This is a genomic window from Mesorhizobium sp. LMG17149 (assembly GCF_024518695.1).
Taxonomy (GTDB): Bacteria; Pseudomonadota; Alphaproteobacteria; order Rhizobiales; family Rhizobiaceae; genus Mesorhizobium.
On record NZ_JANIFL010000009.1, the window covers coordinates 143,073 to 160,081 of the forward strand.

The window sequence follows — 17,009 nt, forward strand, 5'->3', positions numbered from 1 at the left end:
CCCATGAAATCCTCCCTCGAAGACACATTGCTCGCCGCGATCCGCACCATTCCGGATTATCCCAAGCCCGGCATCCTGTTTCGCGACATCACCACGCTGCTCGGCAATGCGCGCGCCTTCCGCCGCGCTATCGACGAACTGGTACATCCCTACGCCGGCCAGAAGATCGACAAGATCGCCGGCATCGAGGCACGCGGGTTCATCCTTGGCGGCGCCGTCGCCCATCAGCTCTCGGCCGGCTTCGTGCCGATCCGCAAGAAAGGCAAGCTGCCCTACGAGACGGTGCGCGTCGCCTATAGCCTGGAATATGGGCTGGACGAGATGGAGATGCACAAGGACGGCATTGCTCCGGGCGAGAAGGTGATCCTGGTCGACGATCTGATCGCCACCGGCGGCACCGCGGAAGCGGCGGTCAAGCTGCTGCGCCAGATCGGCGCCGACATCCTCGCCGCCTGTTTCGTCATCGACCTGCCGGATTTGGGCGGCCGTGCCAAACTGGAGGCGCTTGGCGTGCCGGTGCGGACGCTGATAGGGTTTGAGGGACACTGAGACCCGTTTGCCGAGGGCAAATTGAAAGTCCACCTTTCAAAGGGCTCGAACGTCCGGAGCGATAGCGAAGGGCCGGGAAGGCAACGCGAGACACCAGCGCTGGCGCCGCCCCTCATCCGCCCTTCGGGCACCTTCTCCCCGTAAACGGGGCGAAGGAAGAACCTACTCAGCCTTCACCAGCACGGCGCTTTCGAACTCCAGCACCTTGGCGCCGGTCTCATCGGAAGCCTCGCATCGCAGCGCCAGCAGCCGCCAGCCGGGACGTGAGGCGATTGGGCGGTGCGACAGTGCGGTGCGCGTGAAGGTGATGGTTTGCCCGGCATAGACCGGCTTCAGCCATTTCAGGTTCTTGAAGCCGGGCGAGGGGCCGAATTCCGGCACCGGACCGGGACCGCTCCACGCAGCGATCTCGGCGTCCATGCGGTTTTCCAGATTGAGTTTCATCCAGGTCGCGGCCGTGTGCCAGCCGGACGCGCAGAGGCCGCCGAGCACGCTCTTCTTCGCGGCCTCCTCGTCGATATGGAAGATTTGCGGGTCATATTTGCGGGCGAAGGCCTTGATCGCCTCGGGCTCGAATGTGTGCGAGCCGAGCGTGACGGTGGTGCCGATACGGAAGAACTCGTCCAGTGTCATGCTTGGCTCCCCGCGGCATCGCGCGTGAGGAACATGACGGAGTTCTCGAGCTCGAAGACGCTTTCGCCACGCTGGTTGAACAGCTCGCTGCGCATGGTGACGAAGCCGAGTTGCGGCTTCGATTTCGACAGGCGCTTGGCAACAACCATCAGGGTGCCGGTCAGTTGGTCGCCGGCCAGGACCGGTTTCTTCCATTTGACCTGATCGACGCCGGGCGCGCCCTGGCAGGTCGAGTCCAGCAGGAAGGCGTCGCAGAGCATGCGCATGAACATGGCGCAGGTGTGCCAGCCCGAGGCGGCCAGCCCGCCGAGGATGCTGGCCTTGCCGGCTTCCTCGTCGAGATGCATCGGCTGCGGGTCGAATTCTCCGGCAAATTCGACGATCTCGGCGGCACTCACGAGCTTGGAGCCGAGGTCGATCGATGCGCCCTCGATGAAGTCCTCATAGGCCCATGTTTTTATCTCTGCAGTCATGGTCTGGAATCCGGCTTGTCGACCCACGATCCCCAGGATCGGGATTTCCGGATGCAGGCCGGCGTTCATTTGGTCAAGCGATTTTTACTGCGCCAGCCTGTGGCAGCCGATCGACAAGGCCACTCAGAGCCAGCCGCGGCGGCGGAAGTACCAGAAGGGCAGGATCGCCGACAGCACCATCATGGCGATGGCGAAGGGATAGCCAAGTTGCCATTTCAACTCGGGGATGATGTCGAAATTCATGCCGTAGATCGAGGCGACCAAAGTCGGCGGCAGGAAGATGACGGCGGCGACCGAGAAGATCTTGATGATGGCGTTCTGCTCGATCGAGATCATGCCGAGCGTGGCGTCTAGCAGGAAGGAGATCTTCTGCGACAGGAAGGTGGCGTGGTCGGCGAGCGACAGCACATCGCGAGACAGCGTCTTGATGCGCGCCTTGGTGTCCTTGCTCATCTTGGTGCGGGTCGAGGCATGGGCGAAGAAGCCTGCCAGGCGCTGCAGCGAGATCAGGCTGTCGCGGATCGAGGAGGCAATGTCCTCCTTGCGGCCGATGGCTTTCAGCAACTCCTGGAAATCACGGTTGCGCTTGGAAACCTTGGTCGACCGCGCCTCGAAGATATCGCGCGAGATCGCCTCGATGTCGCGGCCGGCGCGTTCCAGAATGTCGGCGAGACGATCGACGATCGCCTCCAGCAAGCCGATCAGAATGGTGTCGCCGCTGGTGCAGCCGGTCGCCACCTTTTCGGCGCGCTGCGGAAAGGTCTTGAAAGCTTTCGGTTCGTGGTAGCGCACCGTGATCAGCCTTGTGCCGGCCAGCACGAAGGTAACGGGCGACATCAAGGGATCGTCGATTTCGGTCTGGGCGGGCAGGGTGGCGGTCATGAAATAGGCGCCGTCCTCGACATAGAGGCGGCTCGAAATCTCGATCTCCTCCATCTCCTCGCGCGTCGGAATGGCAACGCCGAGCCAGCTCTCGATCGTCGCTTCCTCTTCCTTTGTCGGGTTGAACAGGTCCGCCCAGACGATGGTCTCGCTGTTTGCCAGGAGATCGTCGACGACGCGCAGGCGGTCATTGTCCACGACGAAGGCCTTGATCATCGCCTGATATCCCTTGCTGGGGCCAAAGGGTGCGTTCGGATTGACGCGTCGTGTTGGATTGCACGGGTTCTCGACGTCAGCGCCGACCGTGCGTCTGCCGCTTAGACCTGTGACGTGACAAAATCAAGACAAGCGGCCGGCGGGCGGATGGCCGCCGGCGCCTGGAAGCATGTATCGAGGAACTTCGCCGACAGCTTGCCGGGATGTTCTCGACCGCTTCAGGGCATCAAGTGTTGAACTTGAACAACAGCACGTCGCCGTCCTGGACGACATATTCCTTGCCTTCGTCGCGCGCCTTGCCGGCTTCCTTGGCCGCCACTTCGCCGCCCAGTGTGACGAAGTCGTTGTAGGACATGGTCTGGGCGCGGATGAAGCCGCGCTCGAAATCGGTGTGGATGACACCGGCGGCCTGTGGCGCCTTGTCGCCCTTATGGATGGTCCAGGCGCGCGTCTCCTTCGGCCCGGCGGTGAAATAGGTGATGAGGTGCAACAGGTCGTAGCCGGCGCGTATGACCTTGTTGAGGCCTGGCTCGTCGAGGCCGAGCGAGGACAGGAATTCCATCTCTTCCTCGTCCGAGAGCTGCGCGACCTCGGCTTCGATCGCCGCCGAGATCACCACTGTGCCGGCGCCCTGGGCGGTGGCCATCTTTTCCACGGCCCTGGTGTGTTCGTTGCCGGTGGCGGCGTCGGCCTCCGCGACATTGCAGACATAGAGCACGGGATGCGAGGTCAGAAGGTTCAGGCCCTGCAGGATGCGCAAATCTTCGGCCGAAATACCCTTGAGCAGGATGCGGGTCGGCTTGCCGGCCTGCAGCAGTTCGAGCGCTGCCTCCATCAACGGCAGCACGGTCGTCGCTTCCTTGTCCTTGCTGCCGGCGCGCTTGCGGATCTGCACGATGCGGCGCTCTAGGCTGTCGAGGTCGGCAAGCATCAGCTCGGTCTCGACCGTCTCGGCATCGGCGACGGGGTCGATGCGGCCCTCGACATGGGTGATGTCGTCATCCTCGAAGCAGCGCAGCACATGCACGATGGCGTCGACCTCGCGGATGTTGGCGAGGAACTGGTTGCCCAGCCCTTCGCCTTTCGAGGCACCGCGCACCAGGCCGGCAATGTCGACGAAAGAGATGCGAGTTGGAATGATCTCCTTCGACTTGGCGATCGCGGCGATCTTCTGCAGGCGCGGATCTGGCACCGCCACCTCGCCGGTGTTCGGTTCGATGGTGCAGAATGGATAGTTGGCGGCTTGCGCCGCAGCCGTTCTGGTCAACGCGTTGAAAAGCGTCGACTTGCCGACGTTGGGCAAGCCAACGATGCCGCATTTGAAACCCATTTTTGTTCGGTCCTATCGGGAAAATAGAAATTTGATCAGGGCTATGGGCGATAGGGGTGATCAACGTCAAGCCCTTCGGTCCCCTTGATGCTCAGTCCTTGCCGCCGAACAGCTTCTTCAGCATGGCGGCCATTGGACCGCTTTCCGGCAGCTTGACCACCGGCTGTTGAGGCCGTGCTTGGCGGACATGACTTTGCTGCTTGTGCGCCGACTGCTTCTGCGCTGGCTTTTCGGGCTCCGGCCCGGCCTTGCCCTGGACGGCGAGACTGGCCTTATTCATGAAGCCGGATTCGTCGCCCTTGACGATCATGGCGGCATTATCGGCGATCGCGTCGAGCAGCGGGTCGAGCCATTCGCGGTCGGCTTTGGCGAAATTGCCGAGCACATGGTGCTGGACCATTTCCTTGACGCCGGGATGGCCGACGCCGATGCGCACGCGGCGATAGCCATTGCCGATATGACCGTCGATCGACCGGATGCCGTTGTGGCCGCCGGCGCCGCCACCGGTCTTGATGCGCAGCTTGCCTTCGGCAAGGTCGATCTCGTCATAGAAGACGGTGAGCGCGGAAAGCTCGAGCTTGTAGAAGCGCAGTGCTTCGCCGACCGACTGGCCGGACAGGTTCATGAAGGTCTGCGGCTTGATCAGGACGATTTTTTCGCCGCCGAGCGTGCCCTCGGAAATGAGGCCCTGGAATTTCTTCGACCAGGGCGAAAAGGAATGGCGGCGGGCGATTGCGTCCGCCGCCATGAAACCGACATTGTGGCGGTTGTCAGCGTATTTCGCGCCCGGATTGCCGAGACCTGCAAACAGCAGCATCGCCTGCTCCGGGCGTGAAAGAGTTACTTCTCGTCGGCGGCAGGAGCCGCTTCAGTTGCAGCCGCTTCAGCCGTCTCTTCCGTCTCCGGCTTCATCGCCGACGAACCGGCAATGGTCGCGATGGTGAAGTCGCGGTCGGAGATCACAGGCTTGACGCCAGCCGGCAGCTTGACCGCCGAGATGTGGATCGAGTCGCCGATGTTGGCGCCGGTGAGATCGACGGTGATGAACTCCGGGATCGCATTGGCCGGGCAGTGGAACTCGACTTCGTGACGCACGATGTTGAGCACGCCGCCGCGCTTGATGCCGGGCGACTTGTCCTCGTTGATGAAGTGGACAGGCACGTCGACATTGACTTCGGTGTCCTTGCCGATGCGCAGGAAGTCGACATGGACAGGGAAATCCTTGACCGGGTCGAGCTGGAAGTCCTTCGGCAGGACCTGGATCTTCTTGCCGTCGACATCGATCGTGGCGATCGTGGTCAGAAACCCACCGCCATGGATCTTGTAGTAGATATCCTTGTAGGTGAGCGCGATAGCCAGGGGAGGCTGCTTGTCACCATAGATTACTGCAGGCACTTTACCGTTGCGGCGAACTGCACGGGCGGACCCCTTACCGACCTGTTCGCGTGCTTCGGCCTTGAGCTCGTAAGTGTCGTGGCTCATGGCATTTCCTTTCGGTTTACTGGAGCGCTCACGGTTGGCAGAGTGCCTGGACCGTAAACGTCGAAAGCCGACATACCCATGCATGATCTGGTCCGAAAACCGGAATCCACTTTTCGGGATCATGCGGGAAGGCGGCCTTCCGCCGCGTTGCCTCCAAGGGTGTCTACGCGGGTGGCGGCTCTATAGCGGAAGGCGGCCGGAGGTGCAAGCCAAAGGCACGCCCAGCCTGGTGCAGTCCAGGCGGTCGCTATCCGCGCTTTTCGATGACGGCATAAAGCACGTTGCGGTTCTCGCCGAAGAACACCCGCGCCTCGACGGTGTTGCGGTCGACGCTGGCATTGACGATGTTCCACATATCGACCTCCGATCGCAGCAGCAACACCCAGTCCATGAATGTCTCCCGGTAGCCGGCGTCAGGCGTGCCCTCGGCGTAGTTGGCAAACAGGAACGTCCCGTTCGGCTTCAGCATCTGCAGGCAGGTCTTCGTGAGTTTCACCGCGACGTTGTGGGCGAGGTAGTCGTAAAGGCCGGAGGCATAGATGAAATCGAACTTGCCGAGCTTGTGACCCCGCGTGAGCACGGTTCGCACCGAGCCGTCGATGGCTTCGACCGCGGTGCCCTGGAAGTCGCGCGCGATCAGCCCAACGCTCTGGGGATCCTGATCGAGCGCAACCCAGCGCTTGAGACGGCCCTCCGTCAAAGCGACCGAGCGATTGGCCTCCCGCAAATGGCCGGCCGCGATCGCCAGGACCTCGGTTTGCGGTCCATTCTTGACCGCAATCTCGTCGACATATCGGGTCAGGAGGTCGCGTCGTTCCCGTGCCGCGACGCATGAGGGTACGTTCTGGGTATGGCTATAGAGCGCCTTGCCGATCTCCGAGGCGTTGGCCACGCTCTCTGCCACGTGCGGATCGCAATAGATGTAATCAAGCAACTGCGCGTCGCCGGAATAGCCCCTGGGCTTGGTGAAGGACCAGTGCGTCAGCGGATCCTCGAGAAAATACTTCAGGATCGGATGGTTCTGCGCCACCGGTATCAACGCATGCCAGACGTCGGGATGAACCTTGGAATGCAGGCCATTGAGGAAGGACAGCAAGCGACCGACGATCTCGGCGGGGTTCTTGTCCTGTTCGATCTGCTGCTGTGTCGCGTGGAGAATGAGCGCCAGCTCCGCGCGCGCGGTTTCGAACGCTTCGCCGTGATGCTCGAGCTTTCCCCGAGGCAGCGTGCCGGCGAGCATCGCGGCAGTAATCAAGCTTTTGCCATCAAGAACGGTCTGCACGCCATCACTCCATAGTTAACAGTCGGTTAACTTATTGCGTAGAATGCTCCATTTGCCAATGTCGGGCTGACGGCATTTTATCGTTATGATTAATTTCCCGCCAACCATGTTCCTCTTTAGACGGCTTCCGGCCCGAATTCCGGGTTCGAGTTAACGGAAACTTGTCTTGCGCGATTGCATTTGTTTGCCCGGCGTCGCAATCGCCGTCGCGTCCCAAAGGAGCCGGCCCGCGTGGGGGCAGAAGCTGGAAATGAGTTCGGAAAACAAAATCCCTTTCAAACGGGGTCTATTGTGATGAACGAACACCTGTCCTCCGTATTGGTCGATACGGTTGATGCGGAGCCGTACGAGCCGCGCTATGAACTGAGCGCCGACGAGCTCCGCACCCTTTACCGCACCGAAGCGCAGGCGACGCGAAGAGGAGAAGCCAGGCCAGGGCTCTGGATTGCGGTTGCGATCTATCTCTTGTTTTCGGCAACGGATCTGCTGCTGATCCCGGATGTTGCCGCCTACACGATCACGGCGCGCTTCGCAGTCGGCTTGAGCGCGCTTTTGATCCTCGAAGCACAGCTTCGCCGGGGGATTGGAACGGAATGGCTCGACGTGACCTGCGCCGGAGCCATCATCTTCGGCTATGTTGGTTGGTTGTGCCCAGCGGTTCTTGGCGCGGACAAGGAAAGCGTCTCTTACTACATGGTCTTTGGGACCATATTCATGATGAGCGCAAATCTTTTCTTTACGTTCAATTTCAAGCTTTCTATCGTAACCTCGGCAATAATATTGTGTATACTTTACATCGTAAATTACTTCGTTCCTTCAACCCTTACATACAAAATGGTATTCGGGGCTTTCTATATATCCTGTTTCACGTTCACCTCGTATGTGAACTGGAAACTGAATGAGGAACGCTACAACGTCTTTCTGAATGCCCTGGAAGCCAAGATCCAGCACAATGAGGCGACCGAACGCGGCAAGGCCCTGCTGAGGTTGTCGCGGACCGATCCGCTGACGGGTCTGGAGAACCGGCGCGCGATCGACGAGAAGCTGCGGGACTACTGGAGCGATTGGCAAAAGGTCGGTACCAGCTTCGGGGCGATCCTCATCGACGTGGACTTCTTCAAGAAATTCAACGACTGCTACGGCCATCAGGAAGGCGACCGCTGCCTGATCCATGTCGCCAATGCCCTTAGCGACATGATCAAGCAGTATAACGGCTCCATCGGCCGCTATGGCGGTGAAGAGTTCATCGTCCTGGCTCGCATGGAGAAAAAAGAGCAGATACTGGATATAGCGGAAGCCATTTGCAGCACGGTCGAGAACCTGGCGCTGACGCACGAACTGCGGCGCGACGGCGTCTCGATCGTAACGGTGAGCGTTGGCGCCGCATTCACCAGGACGCAGACCGGCGCCAAGCTGGAGAAGATCATCCACGAGGCCGATCGCGCTCTCTATCTGGCAAAAGCCGGCGGCCGAAATTGTGCCCGGCTGTTCGATCCAACCGATCCGCAAAGCAGCGACGAGAGCGAGAACATCGCGGCCTTGCTGAAGATCGCGATCGGCCAGAATCTCGTTTCACTGGTTTATCAGCCTATCCAGGATGTCAAATCGGACCGGGTTGAAGCGGTGGAGGCTCTGATGCGCCTCAAAATGCTGGACGGCACATCGGTTCCGCCGAGCCTGTTCATTCCCGTCGCCGAGCGAACCGGCGCAATCCTGGAACTCGGGCGCTGGGCGATAAGGACGGTGTGCGCCGAACTCCTGGCTGACGACCACGTCCGTGTCGTCAGCGTCAACGTCTCCCCGATCCAGCTTAAGACACCTGGCTTCGCAACGTCTGTCGCGACCATTCTGGGCGAAACCGGCGTCGCCGGCAGCAGGCTGGCCTTCGAGATCAGCGAAGGGCTGGAGATGGAGATGCACTCGGACATTCTGCGCTGCATCAGCGACCTGAAGCTGCTCGGGATCAAGATATGGCTTGATGATTTCGGGACGGGCTTTGCGGGCCTTTCGTGGCTTCGCCTGATCGATTTCGACACGGTGAAGATCGACCGATCGTTTCTGCACGACTGCAGCTCCCTGAGCGGCAAGGCGATGCTGCAGGACATCATCACCCTGGTTCGAAATCGCGGCCACAAGATCCTGGTCGAAGGGGTGGAAACCGACGAACAGATGGCTTTGATGCGCGAATTCGGCATAGACAAGATCCAGGGCTTCCATGTCGGCCGCCCCGCTCCCGCCGCCAGTTTCCAGGCAAAGCGGGCCATGCGCAAACGGTCATTTGCCGTGCTTAAGTCCGCATGATGGTGGCCTCTTTCCGACGTTTGGCTTAGCCGCCCTCAAAAGCCGTACTGATTGCAATCAACCCATGACTGGGCCAAGCGGCTACCTAGGGGCTACCGGTCGCTGGTCAACGCGTTGCGTAGCGCCTGGATCTGCCGGTTCAAGGCATCGAGCTCGGCAAGCGTCATGCCCGAGCGTTCGACCAAGGTCTCGTTCAGACAGTTGCATTGGACCAGCAGCGCGCGTCCGGCTGATGTCAGGTCGACCTGCACCTGGCGTTCGTCGGTCTGGCTGCGCTGGCGGGTCACCAGCTCGGCTTGCTCCATTCGCTTCACCAGCGGCGTGACGGTGCTCGATTCCAAAGCCAACCGGTTGGCGATGGTGCCGACCGACATCCCATCGGCCTCTCCAAGTGCGTTCAGCACCAGGTACTGCGGATAGGTGATGCCCATCTCGTCCAGCATCGGCTTGTAGGTGCGGTTTATCGCCATGCTGGTGGCATAGAGCGTGAAACAGAGCTGATTGTCCAACGGGAGAGGCACGGCGCATTCCTTTTGCCAATATGGGCATCAATTCGATACCACGAAAAATGATATCGCGATACATATTTTTGTGGACAAGGGTTTTGTGCCGCGTTAGCTATATGGTTATCGCGATATTGTTTATCGCGGAAATAACCACAAGGAGATTGAGATGACCTCGCAAACCAAGCCCAGCTCCGGCAGCGGTACGATCACCACCAAGGACGGAACGCAGATTTACTACAAGGACTGGGGGACCGGGCAGCCTGTCGTCTTCCATCATGGCTGGCCGTTGAGCAGCGACGATTGGGACGCCCAGATGCTGTTCTTCCTGTCACAAGGCTACCGTGTCATTGCCCATGATCGGCGTGGCCATGGGCGCTCGACCCAGACGGATATCGGCAACGAAATGGACACCTATGCCGCCGATGTCGCGGAACTCGCCGCTTATCTCGACCTCAAGAATGCCATTCATGTCGGACATTCGACCGGCGGCGGCGAAGTGGCGCGCTATGTTGCCAACTATGGCGCCGGCGGCCGTGTCGCCAAGGCGGTGCTGATCGGCGCGGTGCCGCCAATCATGCTCAAGACTGCCGCCAATCCCGGCGGCCTGCCGATCGAAGTGTTCGACGGCTTCCGCTCCGCCCAGGCAGCCAATCGCGCCCAGTTCTTCCGCGACGTTCCATCAGGTCCGTTCTACGGGTTCAACCGTCCGGGCGCGGACATCTCGCAGGGCGTCATCGACAATTGGTGGCGCCAAGGCATGATGGGCGGCACCAAGGCGCATTATGATTGTATCAAGGCTTTCTCGGAAACCGACTTCACCGAGGATCTGAAGGCAATCGACGTGCCTGTCCTGGTCATGCACGGAGACGACGACCAGATCGTTCCGATCGCCGATTCGGCGCTGCTGACGATCAAGCTGCTCAAGAAGGGCGAGCTCAAGGTCTACAAGGGCTTCCCGCACGGCATGGCCACGACCCATGCAGACATCATCAATGCCGACCTGCTGGCCTTCTTCAAGGCTTAAGGCCATGGCCCACAAAATGCACCCGTCATCAGGCGGGTGCATTTTTGTGACAGCGGCAGACCCGCCTGATCTAGGCGGCCGCCTGCGCTTTGCGCGCTTCCTTCATGTTTGGCAGGAACACGGTGAGCAATCCAAGAAACGGCAAATACGAGCAGATCTGGAAGACGAAATCGATGCCCTTCATATCGGCGACGATACCGAGCACGGCCGCCGCGATGCCGCCCATGCCGAAGGCGAAGCCGAAGAAGATGCCGGCGATCATGCCGACGCGGCCCGGCACGAGTTCCTGCGCAAAGACGACGATGTTCGAGAAGGCAGAGGACAGGATCAGGCCGATCAGCACCGTCAGCACCATCGTCCATTCCAGATTGGCGTAGGGCAAGGCGAGCGTGAAGGGCAGCACGCCGACGATGGAGAACCAGATCATCGCCTTCTGCCCATAGCGGTCGCCGAACGGGCCGCCGAGCAGGATGCCCAGCGCCGAGGCACCGAGGAACAGGAACAGCATGACTTGGCTCATCTGCACCGAAACGCCGAACTTATGCATGGAATAGAAGGTGTAGTAGCTGGCGAGGCTGGCGATGTAGGCATTCTTGCTCAGCACCAGCAGCGTCAGCACGATCAACGCGTTCATCACCTTGCGGCGCGGGAAGGGCGAAACGAAGCTCGCCGCCTTGCGGGTGCCCTGTGCGGCACGCAGCCGGCTGTACCAGCCGCCGACCTGCCACAAAACGATGATGCCGATCAGCGAGCCGACGGCGAACCAGGAAATGCTGGTCTGGCCGAACGGCACGACGATGAAGGCTGCCAGCAGCGGCCCCATGGACTGTCCGAAATTGCCGCCAACCTGGAACAGCGACTGCGCCAGGCCGAAGCGGCCGCCGGAGGCGAAGCGGGCGATGCGCGAGGATTCCGGATGGAAGATCGCCGAGCCGATGCCGATCAGCGAGGCGCCGATCAGGAGCAGCGAATAGTGCCCGGCATAGGCGAGCACAATCAGGCCGATCAGCGATGACGCCATGCCGTAGGGCAGCGAATAGGGCATCGGCCGTTTGTCGGTGATCATGCCGATCACAGGCTGCAGCAGCGATGCCGTCACCTGGAAGGTGAAGGTCAACAAGCCGATCTGCCAGAAATCGAGGCCATAATTCTCTTTCAGGAGCGGGTAAATGGCCGACAGCAGCGACTGCATGATGTCGTTGATGCAGTGGCAGAAGCTCACCGCCAGGATGACGGTGAAAGCCGTCGCCTGGGCTGAGGCGTGACTGGCGCTCGCCGGTGGGGCGACGCTGGCGGCTGTCGTATCGGTCAAGGTAGGCTCCGTGGTCTTTTTGGCGGGCACACCCGCAGGCAGTTGACGGACGCTCCTGCGGCCGCCTTGTCGGACGCTCCTGTGGAGCGCTTGGGACCGGTGCCTTATAAGCTGCTTGCGGGATGACTTCTTTCGTGGTTTGGTCCAATAGTTTCGCAAGTGGGCCATATCGGATGCCGCACGGCAAAGAAGTCTTTCACGCTGGCAATGCCAATCTCGGCCAGTTGCACGAGAGCCGCTGGCAGTGGCTTGAGCAAGTGGCGGGGCCGGCGGTGGCATTGCCGACCGAATATCCGGACGGCTATCGCGTGCCGCAGCACCGCCACAGCCGCAGCCAGCTCTTGCATGCGCTTGTCGGCGTGGTGCTGGTGACGACGCGCTACGGGCGCTGGATGGTGCCGCCCGACCACGCGATGTGGATTCCAGCCGGCACCGAGCATTCAGTCGAAATGCTGGGCGATGTCTCGATGCGTTCGGTCTATGTCATGCCACAGGCGATCCCCGGGCTGCCCGAAGGCTTGCGCGTCGTCGGCGTCACCGACCTGATGCACAGCCTGATCGTGGAATCGGAAAAGCTGCCGCAAGGCGGCGTTCTGGAAGGACGCGGTGGGCTGATCATGAACCTTTTGCTGCACGAAATCCCGACCTTGCCGGAACGGCCTCTCGGGCTGCCATTCCCGTCCGACCCAAGGCTGTCGGCGCTGTGCCGGCGCTTCGTCGCAGCACCATCGCCGCACGCGACCATCGATGAATGGGCCGATGCCGCCGGCATGAGCCGGCGTTCGTTCACGCGCGCTTTCCAGCGCCAGACCGGCTTGTCGCTGTCGACATGGCGCCAGCAGGCCTGCCTGTTCGCGGCGCTGCCCAGGCTGGCGGACGGCGAGCCGATCACCAGGGTGGCGCTCGATCTCGGCTATGACAGCGTGCCGGCCTTCATCACCATGTTCAAGCGCATGCTGGGGACCTCGCCGCGCGGCTATATGCGCGGCGCACGAGAAAGCGTCGAGGTCGCTCGTCGCCTGGTCGGCCCGGTTCGGTTGGAAAGCCCTGCGCCGTAACGGTAGGTGCTGTTCTAGAGCATTTCACCGTTTTACGGAAACGGTGATCTGCTCTAACTCTTTGTTTTGACGTAATTCTCTAGGGAAAGCGCTACGCGCTTTTCCCGGGAAAACCGCTTCACACTTTTCCTAGAATTGCTCTAGTCGAACAGGCTCGACACCGATTCCTCGGTCGCGGTGCGCGAAATGGCTTCGCCCATGAGGTCGGCGATCGAGATGACGCGGATGTTGGGCGCGTCGAGCACGCCTTGGGTGGGCTGGATGGAATCGGTGATCACCAGTTCCTGCAGCTTCGAGCCGCTGATGCGGGCAACCGCACCGCCCGACAGCACACCGTGGGTGATATAGGCGGTGACACTGGTGGCGCCGTTGGCCAGCAATGCATCGGCGGCGTTGCACAGCGTGCCGCCGGAATCGACGATGTCGTCGATCAGCAGGCAATCCTTGCCGGCGACCGCGCCGATGATGTTCATGACTTCCGATTCGCCGGGCCGTTCGCGGCGCTTGTCGACGATGGCCAGTTGCGCATCGAAGCGCTTGGCCAGCGCACGGGCGCGGACCACGCCGCCAATGTCGGGCGAGACCACCACGACGTTGCCGAGTTGCTTGTATTTGGCCTTCACGTCGCGGGCCATCACCGGCACGGAAAACAGATTGTCGGTCGGAATATCGAAGAAGCCCTGGATTTGGCCGGCATGCAGGTCAAGTGTCAGAACGCGGTCGACACCGGCGCGGGTGATCATGTTGGCGACCAGCTTGGCCGAGATCGGCGTGCGGCCGGAGGCGCGGCGGTCCTGCCTGGCGTAGCCGAAATAGGGGATGACCGCCGTGATGCGCTTGGCCGAGGAACGCATGAAGGCATCGATCATGATGAGCAATTCCATCAAGTGATCGTTGGTCGGGAACGAGGTCGATTGCAGGATGAAGACATCCTCGCCGCGCACGTTTTCCTGGATTTCGACGAAGATTTCCTGGTCGGCGAAGCGCCTGACCGTGGCTTTACCCAGCGGGACGTTGAGGTACCGGGCGACCGCTTCGGCCAGCACCCTGTTGGAATTGCCCGCGAAGAGTTTCATGCACGGTTCCTGGTGGAGGATGATGAGACCTGACGGACTCGCTTGCGCCCTTTAACCGGGCTTTTAGCGGCCCGCGCCGGTATTGCAAGCGCCGAGATCGGGAATCCGCCGGCTAAACTCAAGAAAGCTCCGCGCCATCGCCGGGCTGCAACAGGGAGCAGCGGACTTGCGCTGCTCCTTCTTCTCGTTGGGCATTGGATTTTCCCAAAACCGTCTCCACTTTTGGGCCCGATGCCTCTAGCCCGCCTTGCCGCCGAGCCAGGCCGCGAATTGGTCGATGGTCTGGTCGGCGATCGTCTGCATGGTGGCCGGCGAGACCCCCTTCCAGCTGTCGCCGCCCGCGCTGGCGCCGGAATTGACCGACGGGGCCTTCTGCTGACCATTGATGCGGTGCAGCCGGTTGCCGGCGGGGTCATAGACATCCCAGACATAGATGACGGTGGTGTCGGCGCCTTCCGACATCGTCGAGAAATAGCCCTTCAGCACATGTGTCACGGTCTGGTCGGCGCTGCCGGCGAGCGTGATACCGCGCTGCCTGGCGCGGGTCTGCAACTCCGCCGTCAGAGGTGTCGCGGCTTCCACCGAAGCGCCGACGATCGGCGCGATCTGCAGGCGGGTCTTCGACAGGATGGCAGCGCTTTGGGCTGATGTGACCGGTGCGGCGGTGGTTGCGGGAGCGCCCGCCGTGCTGGTGGCGGGCAGCGTCTGGGTCGACGTCGCCGGCGGAGTGATCGCCGACGGTTCGAGCACGTCCTTTGCGTTGGTGCAGGCGGCAAGAGCCAATGCCACAAGCAATGACACGGTCGTCACATGCGATCGTCTCATTTGCCTTCTAACTCCTTGGCGAAGAACGCCTCCCATTGTGGATTCACTGTACGATCAAGTCGAGATCATGGCGGGACAGCGGCTTGGGCTGGGATTCGGTGGTCAGGTAGGTGCGGCCAAGCGTCATCGCCGTCTCGGCATCGGAGTCCATGATGATCATATGGGCGAACAGCGTCATGTTGGGCGCGATCGGTTCGGGATTGCCCTGGTAGAACATCGGCATGTCCATCCAGGACGGAGTGAAGCGGGCGCCGACCGAATAGCCGCAGGCGTTCAGCCGGTGCTTGGTCAGGCCGTGCGCCTCCATGGTGCGGGCATGCGCATCGAAGACGTCGCCGAAGCTGTTGCCCGGCGTCATCGCCTTTTCGACAGCCAGGAGTGCCGCGCGGGCGGCGTCGAACAGTTCCTGATGGCGCTTCGACACCTTGCCGGTCAGCACCGTGCGCATCATCGGTGCGTGGTAGTGGTTGAAGACGCCGGCCCATTCGAGCGTCAGCTGGTCATTTTTGGTGAGCTTGCGGCGGCCGGCCTTGTAGCGGCACAGCAGCGCATCGACGCCGGAGCCGATGATGAATTCGTTGGCCGGATAGTCGCCGCCGCCGGCAAAGATCGCACCCTGCATGGCGGCCAGGATCAGGGCTTCGTCGCCACCTTGCTTGATCAGCGGCAGCGCCGCGTCGAGCGCATCATCGGAAAGATTGGCGGCCTTCTCGGCCTTGGCGATTTCGGCCGGGCTCTTGAACAGGCGCAGGCGGCCGACAATGCCGGACGCATCGGCGATCTGGCCGAAGGTCTGCAACTGTTCGTCGAGCCGTCGGCCATTGAACGCGGTCAGGCCATGGGTGTCGTATTCGACACCGATGCGGGCTCCGAGCAGGTCGAGTTCGTTGAGCAGATTGCGCAGGTCTACCGCCGGATTGGCGCCATTACGGTCCGTCCACAAGACGATGTTGTCGATAATCGAGGTCTGACGCGCCTGGCGCAGGTCGGCCGAGCGGGTCAGCAGCACCATCGAACCGTCGGCCTTCACCACCAGGCACTGGAAGAAGCAGAAGCCGAACGTGTCGTAGCCGGTCAGCCAGTACATGCTTTCCTGCGCGAACAGCAGGATGGCATCAAGCTTCTTTTCGGCCATCTCGATGATCAGCCGGTCGCGCCGCGCGTCAAATTCAGATCGTTCAAAATGCAGCGCCATTATTCCCTCTCCAAGACGATTGCCGAAACCTGCCGGCCGTAATCGGGCTCCTTGCGATGCGTGGTGCGCCGGTAGGAGTAGAACAGGCCTTCCTCGGCGTAAGTGCAGCGGTCGAGGCCCTCAGCCGTCACGCCGGCCTCGGCCAGCCGGTCAACCGTGTAGCGGTTGAGGTCGAACATGGCATGGCCGGCATTGGCGGACGGCGCGAAATAGAGGATGTTTTCGGCGTCGGCATCGACAAAGCGGGCGACGAATTCCGGGCCGACCTCGTAGTTATCAGGGCCGATGGAGGGGCCCAGCACGGCGACGATGTTTTGACGCCGGGCACCGAGGCTTTCCATTGCCAGGATGGTGTTTTCGAGCACGCCGGTGAACGCGCCTTTCCAGCCGGCATGCGCGGCGCCGATGATGCGCGCCTCAGCATCCGCGAACAGCACGGGACCGCAATCGGCGGTCGAGGCGCCGATGGCGATGCCCGGCCGGTCGGTGACGATGGCGTCTGCCTTGGGCCGCTCGCCGGCAAAGGGCTCCCTGGCGATGATGACGTCGGGCGAATGGATTTGCCAGGCGGTCAACAGATGGTTCGCCGGCACGCCCATCCAGGCGGCGACGCGGCCGCGGTTCTCTGCGACCAGCGCCTGGTCGTCATTCGATCCGGTGCCGATGTTGAGGCCCTGGTAGATGCCGCTGGAGACACCGCCGATGCGGGTGAAATAGCCGTGGCGGATGCCTTGTGCCTGCGCCTTGTCCAGCAGCGGCGACCGAACGGGATCCGGTTTGGTCTGATTCAGCATGCGGGCGTTGTTGTCCGTGTGGGCGGTTTCGTCAAGAAGAAGGTGCTTGGTCGAGAACAGGCGCTGCAAAG

At 61.5% G+C, this 17,009-nt stretch carries 18 protein-coding genes; 4 read left to right on the forward strand and 14 right to left on the reverse strand.

Annotated elements, in window-relative coordinates:
* Window positions 1-3 precede the first annotated feature (3 nt).
* A complete protein-coding gene (locus NP945_RS21780; protein WP_256747479.1) occupies window positions 4-549 on the forward strand; it encodes an adenine phosphoribosyltransferase in 546 nt (181 codons plus the stop codon).
* A gap of 162 nt (window positions 550-711) precedes the next feature.
* Here NP945_RS21780 and NP945_RS21785 read toward each other — a convergent pair whose 3' ends face one another.
* From NP945_RS21785 to NP945_RS21815, 7 genes are all read right to left on the reverse strand, one after another.
* Window positions 712-1,182, reverse strand: coding sequence for a MaoC family dehydratase (locus NP945_RS21785; protein WP_256747480.1), 471 nt, complete (start codon window positions 1,180-1,182; stop codon window positions 712-714).
* Window positions 1,179-1,655, reverse strand: a complete 477-nt coding sequence (locus tag NP945_RS21790; protein ID WP_127269625.1) for a MaoC family dehydratase — start codon at window positions 1,653-1,655, stop codon at window positions 1,179-1,181. Before NP945_RS21790 ends, NP945_RS21785 begins: the two co-directional genes overlap by 4 nt.
* Before the next feature lie 123 nt (window positions 1,656-1,778).
* Complete coding sequence (corA, locus tag NP945_RS21795; RefSeq protein ID WP_127270555.1) at window positions 1,779-2,753, reverse strand: magnesium/cobalt transporter CorA; 975 nt, start codon at window positions 2,751-2,753, stop codon at window positions 1,779-1,781.
* A gap of 226 nt (window positions 2,754-2,979) precedes the next feature.
* A complete protein-coding gene (gene ychF / locus NP945_RS21800) occupies window positions 2,980-4,083 on the reverse strand; it encodes a redox-regulated ATPase YchF (protein ID WP_256747481.1) in 1,104 nt (367 codons plus the stop codon).
* A 91-nt stretch (window positions 4,084-4,174) separates the two neighbouring features.
* The gene (gene pth, locus NP945_RS21805) at window positions 4,175-4,900 is read right to left on the reverse strand and encodes an aminoacyl-tRNA hydrolase (protein ID WP_127270550.1); all 726 of its coding nucleotides are present in this window, start codon (window positions 4,898-4,900) and stop codon (window positions 4,175-4,177) included.
* Between the two features lie 23 nt (window positions 4,901-4,923).
* Window positions 4,924-5,565, reverse strand: coding sequence for a 50S ribosomal protein L25/general stress protein Ctc (locus NP945_RS21810; protein WP_256747482.1), 642 nt, complete (start codon window positions 5,563-5,565; stop codon window positions 4,924-4,926).
* A gap of 247 nt (window positions 5,566-5,812) precedes the next feature.
* The gene (locus NP945_RS21815) at window positions 5,813-6,847 is read right to left on the reverse strand and encodes a class I SAM-dependent methyltransferase (RefSeq protein WP_127380568.1); all 1,035 of its coding nucleotides are present in this window, start codon (window positions 6,845-6,847) and stop codon (window positions 5,813-5,815) included.
* A gap of 294 nt (window positions 6,848-7,141) precedes the next feature.
* Between NP945_RS21815 and NP945_RS21820 the strand changes: the two genes are divergently transcribed.
* Entirely contained in the window at window positions 7,142-9,148 is a 2,007-nt protein-coding gene (locus NP945_RS21820) for a bifunctional diguanylate cyclase/phosphodiesterase (protein WP_256747483.1), read from the forward strand.
* 92 nt (window positions 9,149-9,240) lie between these two features.
* Here NP945_RS21820 and NP945_RS21825 read toward each other — a convergent pair whose 3' ends face one another.
* Window positions 9,241-9,669, reverse strand: coding sequence for a MarR family winged helix-turn-helix transcriptional regulator (locus NP945_RS21825; RefSeq protein ID WP_127267865.1), 429 nt, complete (start codon window positions 9,667-9,669; stop codon window positions 9,241-9,243).
* 151 nt (window positions 9,670-9,820) lie between these two features.
* Here NP945_RS21825 and NP945_RS21830 point away from each other — a divergent pair, with 151 nt between their 5' ends.
* Window positions 9,821-10,678, forward strand: a complete 858-nt coding sequence (locus NP945_RS21830; protein ID WP_127267864.1) for an alpha/beta fold hydrolase — start codon at window positions 9,821-9,823, stop codon at window positions 10,676-10,678.
* Between the two features lie 70 nt (window positions 10,679-10,748).
* Here NP945_RS21830 and NP945_RS21835 read toward each other — a convergent pair whose 3' ends face one another.
* The gene (locus NP945_RS21835) at window positions 10,749-11,990 is read right to left on the reverse strand and encodes an MFS transporter (protein ID WP_256747484.1); all 1,242 of its coding nucleotides are present in this window, start codon (window positions 11,988-11,990) and stop codon (window positions 10,749-10,751) included.
* A gap of 173 nt (window positions 11,991-12,163) precedes the next feature.
* Between NP945_RS21835 and NP945_RS21840 the strand changes: the two genes are divergently transcribed.
* The gene (locus tag NP945_RS21840) at window positions 12,164-13,048 is read left to right on the forward strand and encodes a helix-turn-helix domain-containing protein (protein WP_127326796.1); all 885 of its coding nucleotides are present in this window, start codon (window positions 12,164-12,166) and stop codon (window positions 13,046-13,048) included.
* 140 nt (window positions 13,049-13,188) lie between these two features.
* On the opposite strand, the gene NP945_RS21845 is transcribed toward NP945_RS21840, so the two are convergent.
* The 5 genes from NP945_RS21845 to pgeF form a co-directional block, all read right to left on the reverse strand.
* The gene (locus tag NP945_RS21845) at window positions 13,189-14,124 is read right to left on the reverse strand and encodes a ribose-phosphate pyrophosphokinase (protein ID WP_013530002.1); all 936 of its coding nucleotides are present in this window, start codon (window positions 14,122-14,124) and stop codon (window positions 13,189-13,191) included.
* Window positions 14,125-14,187: 63 nt separating this feature from the next.
* Window positions 14,188-14,319, reverse strand: coding sequence for a hypothetical protein (locus tag NP945_RS21850; protein ID WP_256747485.1), 132 nt, complete (start codon window positions 14,317-14,319; stop codon window positions 14,188-14,190).
* A 42-nt stretch (window positions 14,320-14,361) separates the two neighbouring features.
* Window positions 14,362-14,949 carry a hypothetical protein gene (locus tag NP945_RS21855; RefSeq protein ID WP_127321245.1) on the reverse strand — a complete coding sequence of 196 codons (588 nt, stop codon included), beginning with the start codon at window positions 14,947-14,949 and terminating at the stop codon, window positions 14,362-14,364.
* Window positions 14,950-14,992: 43 nt separating this feature from the next.
* Window positions 14,993-16,144 carry a Xaa-Pro peptidase family protein gene (locus NP945_RS21860; RefSeq protein WP_256747486.1) on the reverse strand — a complete coding sequence of 384 codons (1,152 nt, stop codon included), beginning with the start codon at window positions 16,142-16,144 and terminating at the stop codon, window positions 14,993-14,995.
* On the reverse strand, window positions 16,144-16,938 hold the full coding sequence (pgeF, locus tag NP945_RS21865; RefSeq protein ID WP_256747487.1) for a peptidoglycan editing factor PgeF: 795 nt from the start codon (window positions 16,936-16,938) through the stop codon (window positions 16,144-16,146). The genes NP945_RS21860 and pgeF overlap by 1 nt, the downstream gene beginning before the upstream one ends.
* Window positions 16,939-17,009: the final 71 nt, after the last annotated feature.

Coding starts and splice junctions, on each gene's coding strand:
- NP945_RS21780 (WP_256747479.1), top strand. CDS start 4: ATGAAATCCTCCCTCGAAGACACATTGCTCGCCGCGATCCGCACCATT.
- NP945_RS21785 (WP_256747480.1), bottom strand. CDS start 1,182: ATGACACTGGACGAGTTCTTCCGTATCGGCACCACCGTCACGCTCGGC.
- NP945_RS21790 (WP_127269625.1), bottom strand. CDS start 1,655: ATGACTGCAGAGATAAAAACATGGGCCTATGAGGACTTCATCGAGGGC.
- corA (WP_127270555.1), bottom strand. CDS start 2,753: ATGATCAAGGCCTTCGTCGTGGACAATGACCGCCTGCGCGTCGTCGAC.
- ychF (WP_256747481.1), bottom strand. CDS start 4,083: ATGGGTTTCAAATGCGGCATCGTTGGCTTGCCCAACGTCGGCAAGTCG.
- pth (WP_127270550.1), bottom strand. CDS start 4,900: ATGCTGCTGTTTGCAGGTCTCGGCAATCCGGGCGCGAAATACGCTGAC.
- NP945_RS21810 (WP_256747482.1), bottom strand. CDS start 5,565: ATGAGCCACGACACTTACGAGCTCAAGGCCGAAGCACGCGAACAGGTC.
- NP945_RS21820 (WP_256747483.1), top strand. CDS start 7,142: ATGAACGAACACCTGTCCTCCGTATTGGTCGATACGGTTGATGCGGAG.
- NP945_RS21830 (WP_127267864.1), top strand. CDS start 9,821: ATGACCTCGCAAACCAAGCCCAGCTCCGGCAGCGGTACGATCACCACC.
- NP945_RS21840 (WP_127326796.1), top strand. CDS start 12,164: ATGCCGCACGGCAAAGAAGTCTTTCACGCTGGCAATGCCAATCTCGGC.
- NP945_RS21845 (WP_013530002.1), bottom strand. CDS start 14,124: ATGAAACTCTTCGCGGGCAATTCCAACAGGGTGCTGGCCGAAGCGGTC.
- NP945_RS21850 (WP_256747485.1), bottom strand. CDS start 14,319: ATGCCCAACGAGAAGAAGGAGCAGCGCAAGTCCGCTGCTCCCTGTTGC.
- NP945_RS21855 (WP_127321245.1), bottom strand. CDS start 14,949: ATGAGACGATCGCATGTGACGACCGTGTCATTGCTTGTGGCATTGGCT.
- NP945_RS21860 (WP_256747486.1), bottom strand. CDS start 16,144: ATGGCGCTGCATTTTGAACGATCTGAATTTGACGCGCGGCGCGACCGG.
- pgeF (WP_256747487.1), bottom strand. CDS start 16,938: ATGCTGAATCAGACCAAACCGGATCCCGTTCGGTCGCCGCTGCTGGAC.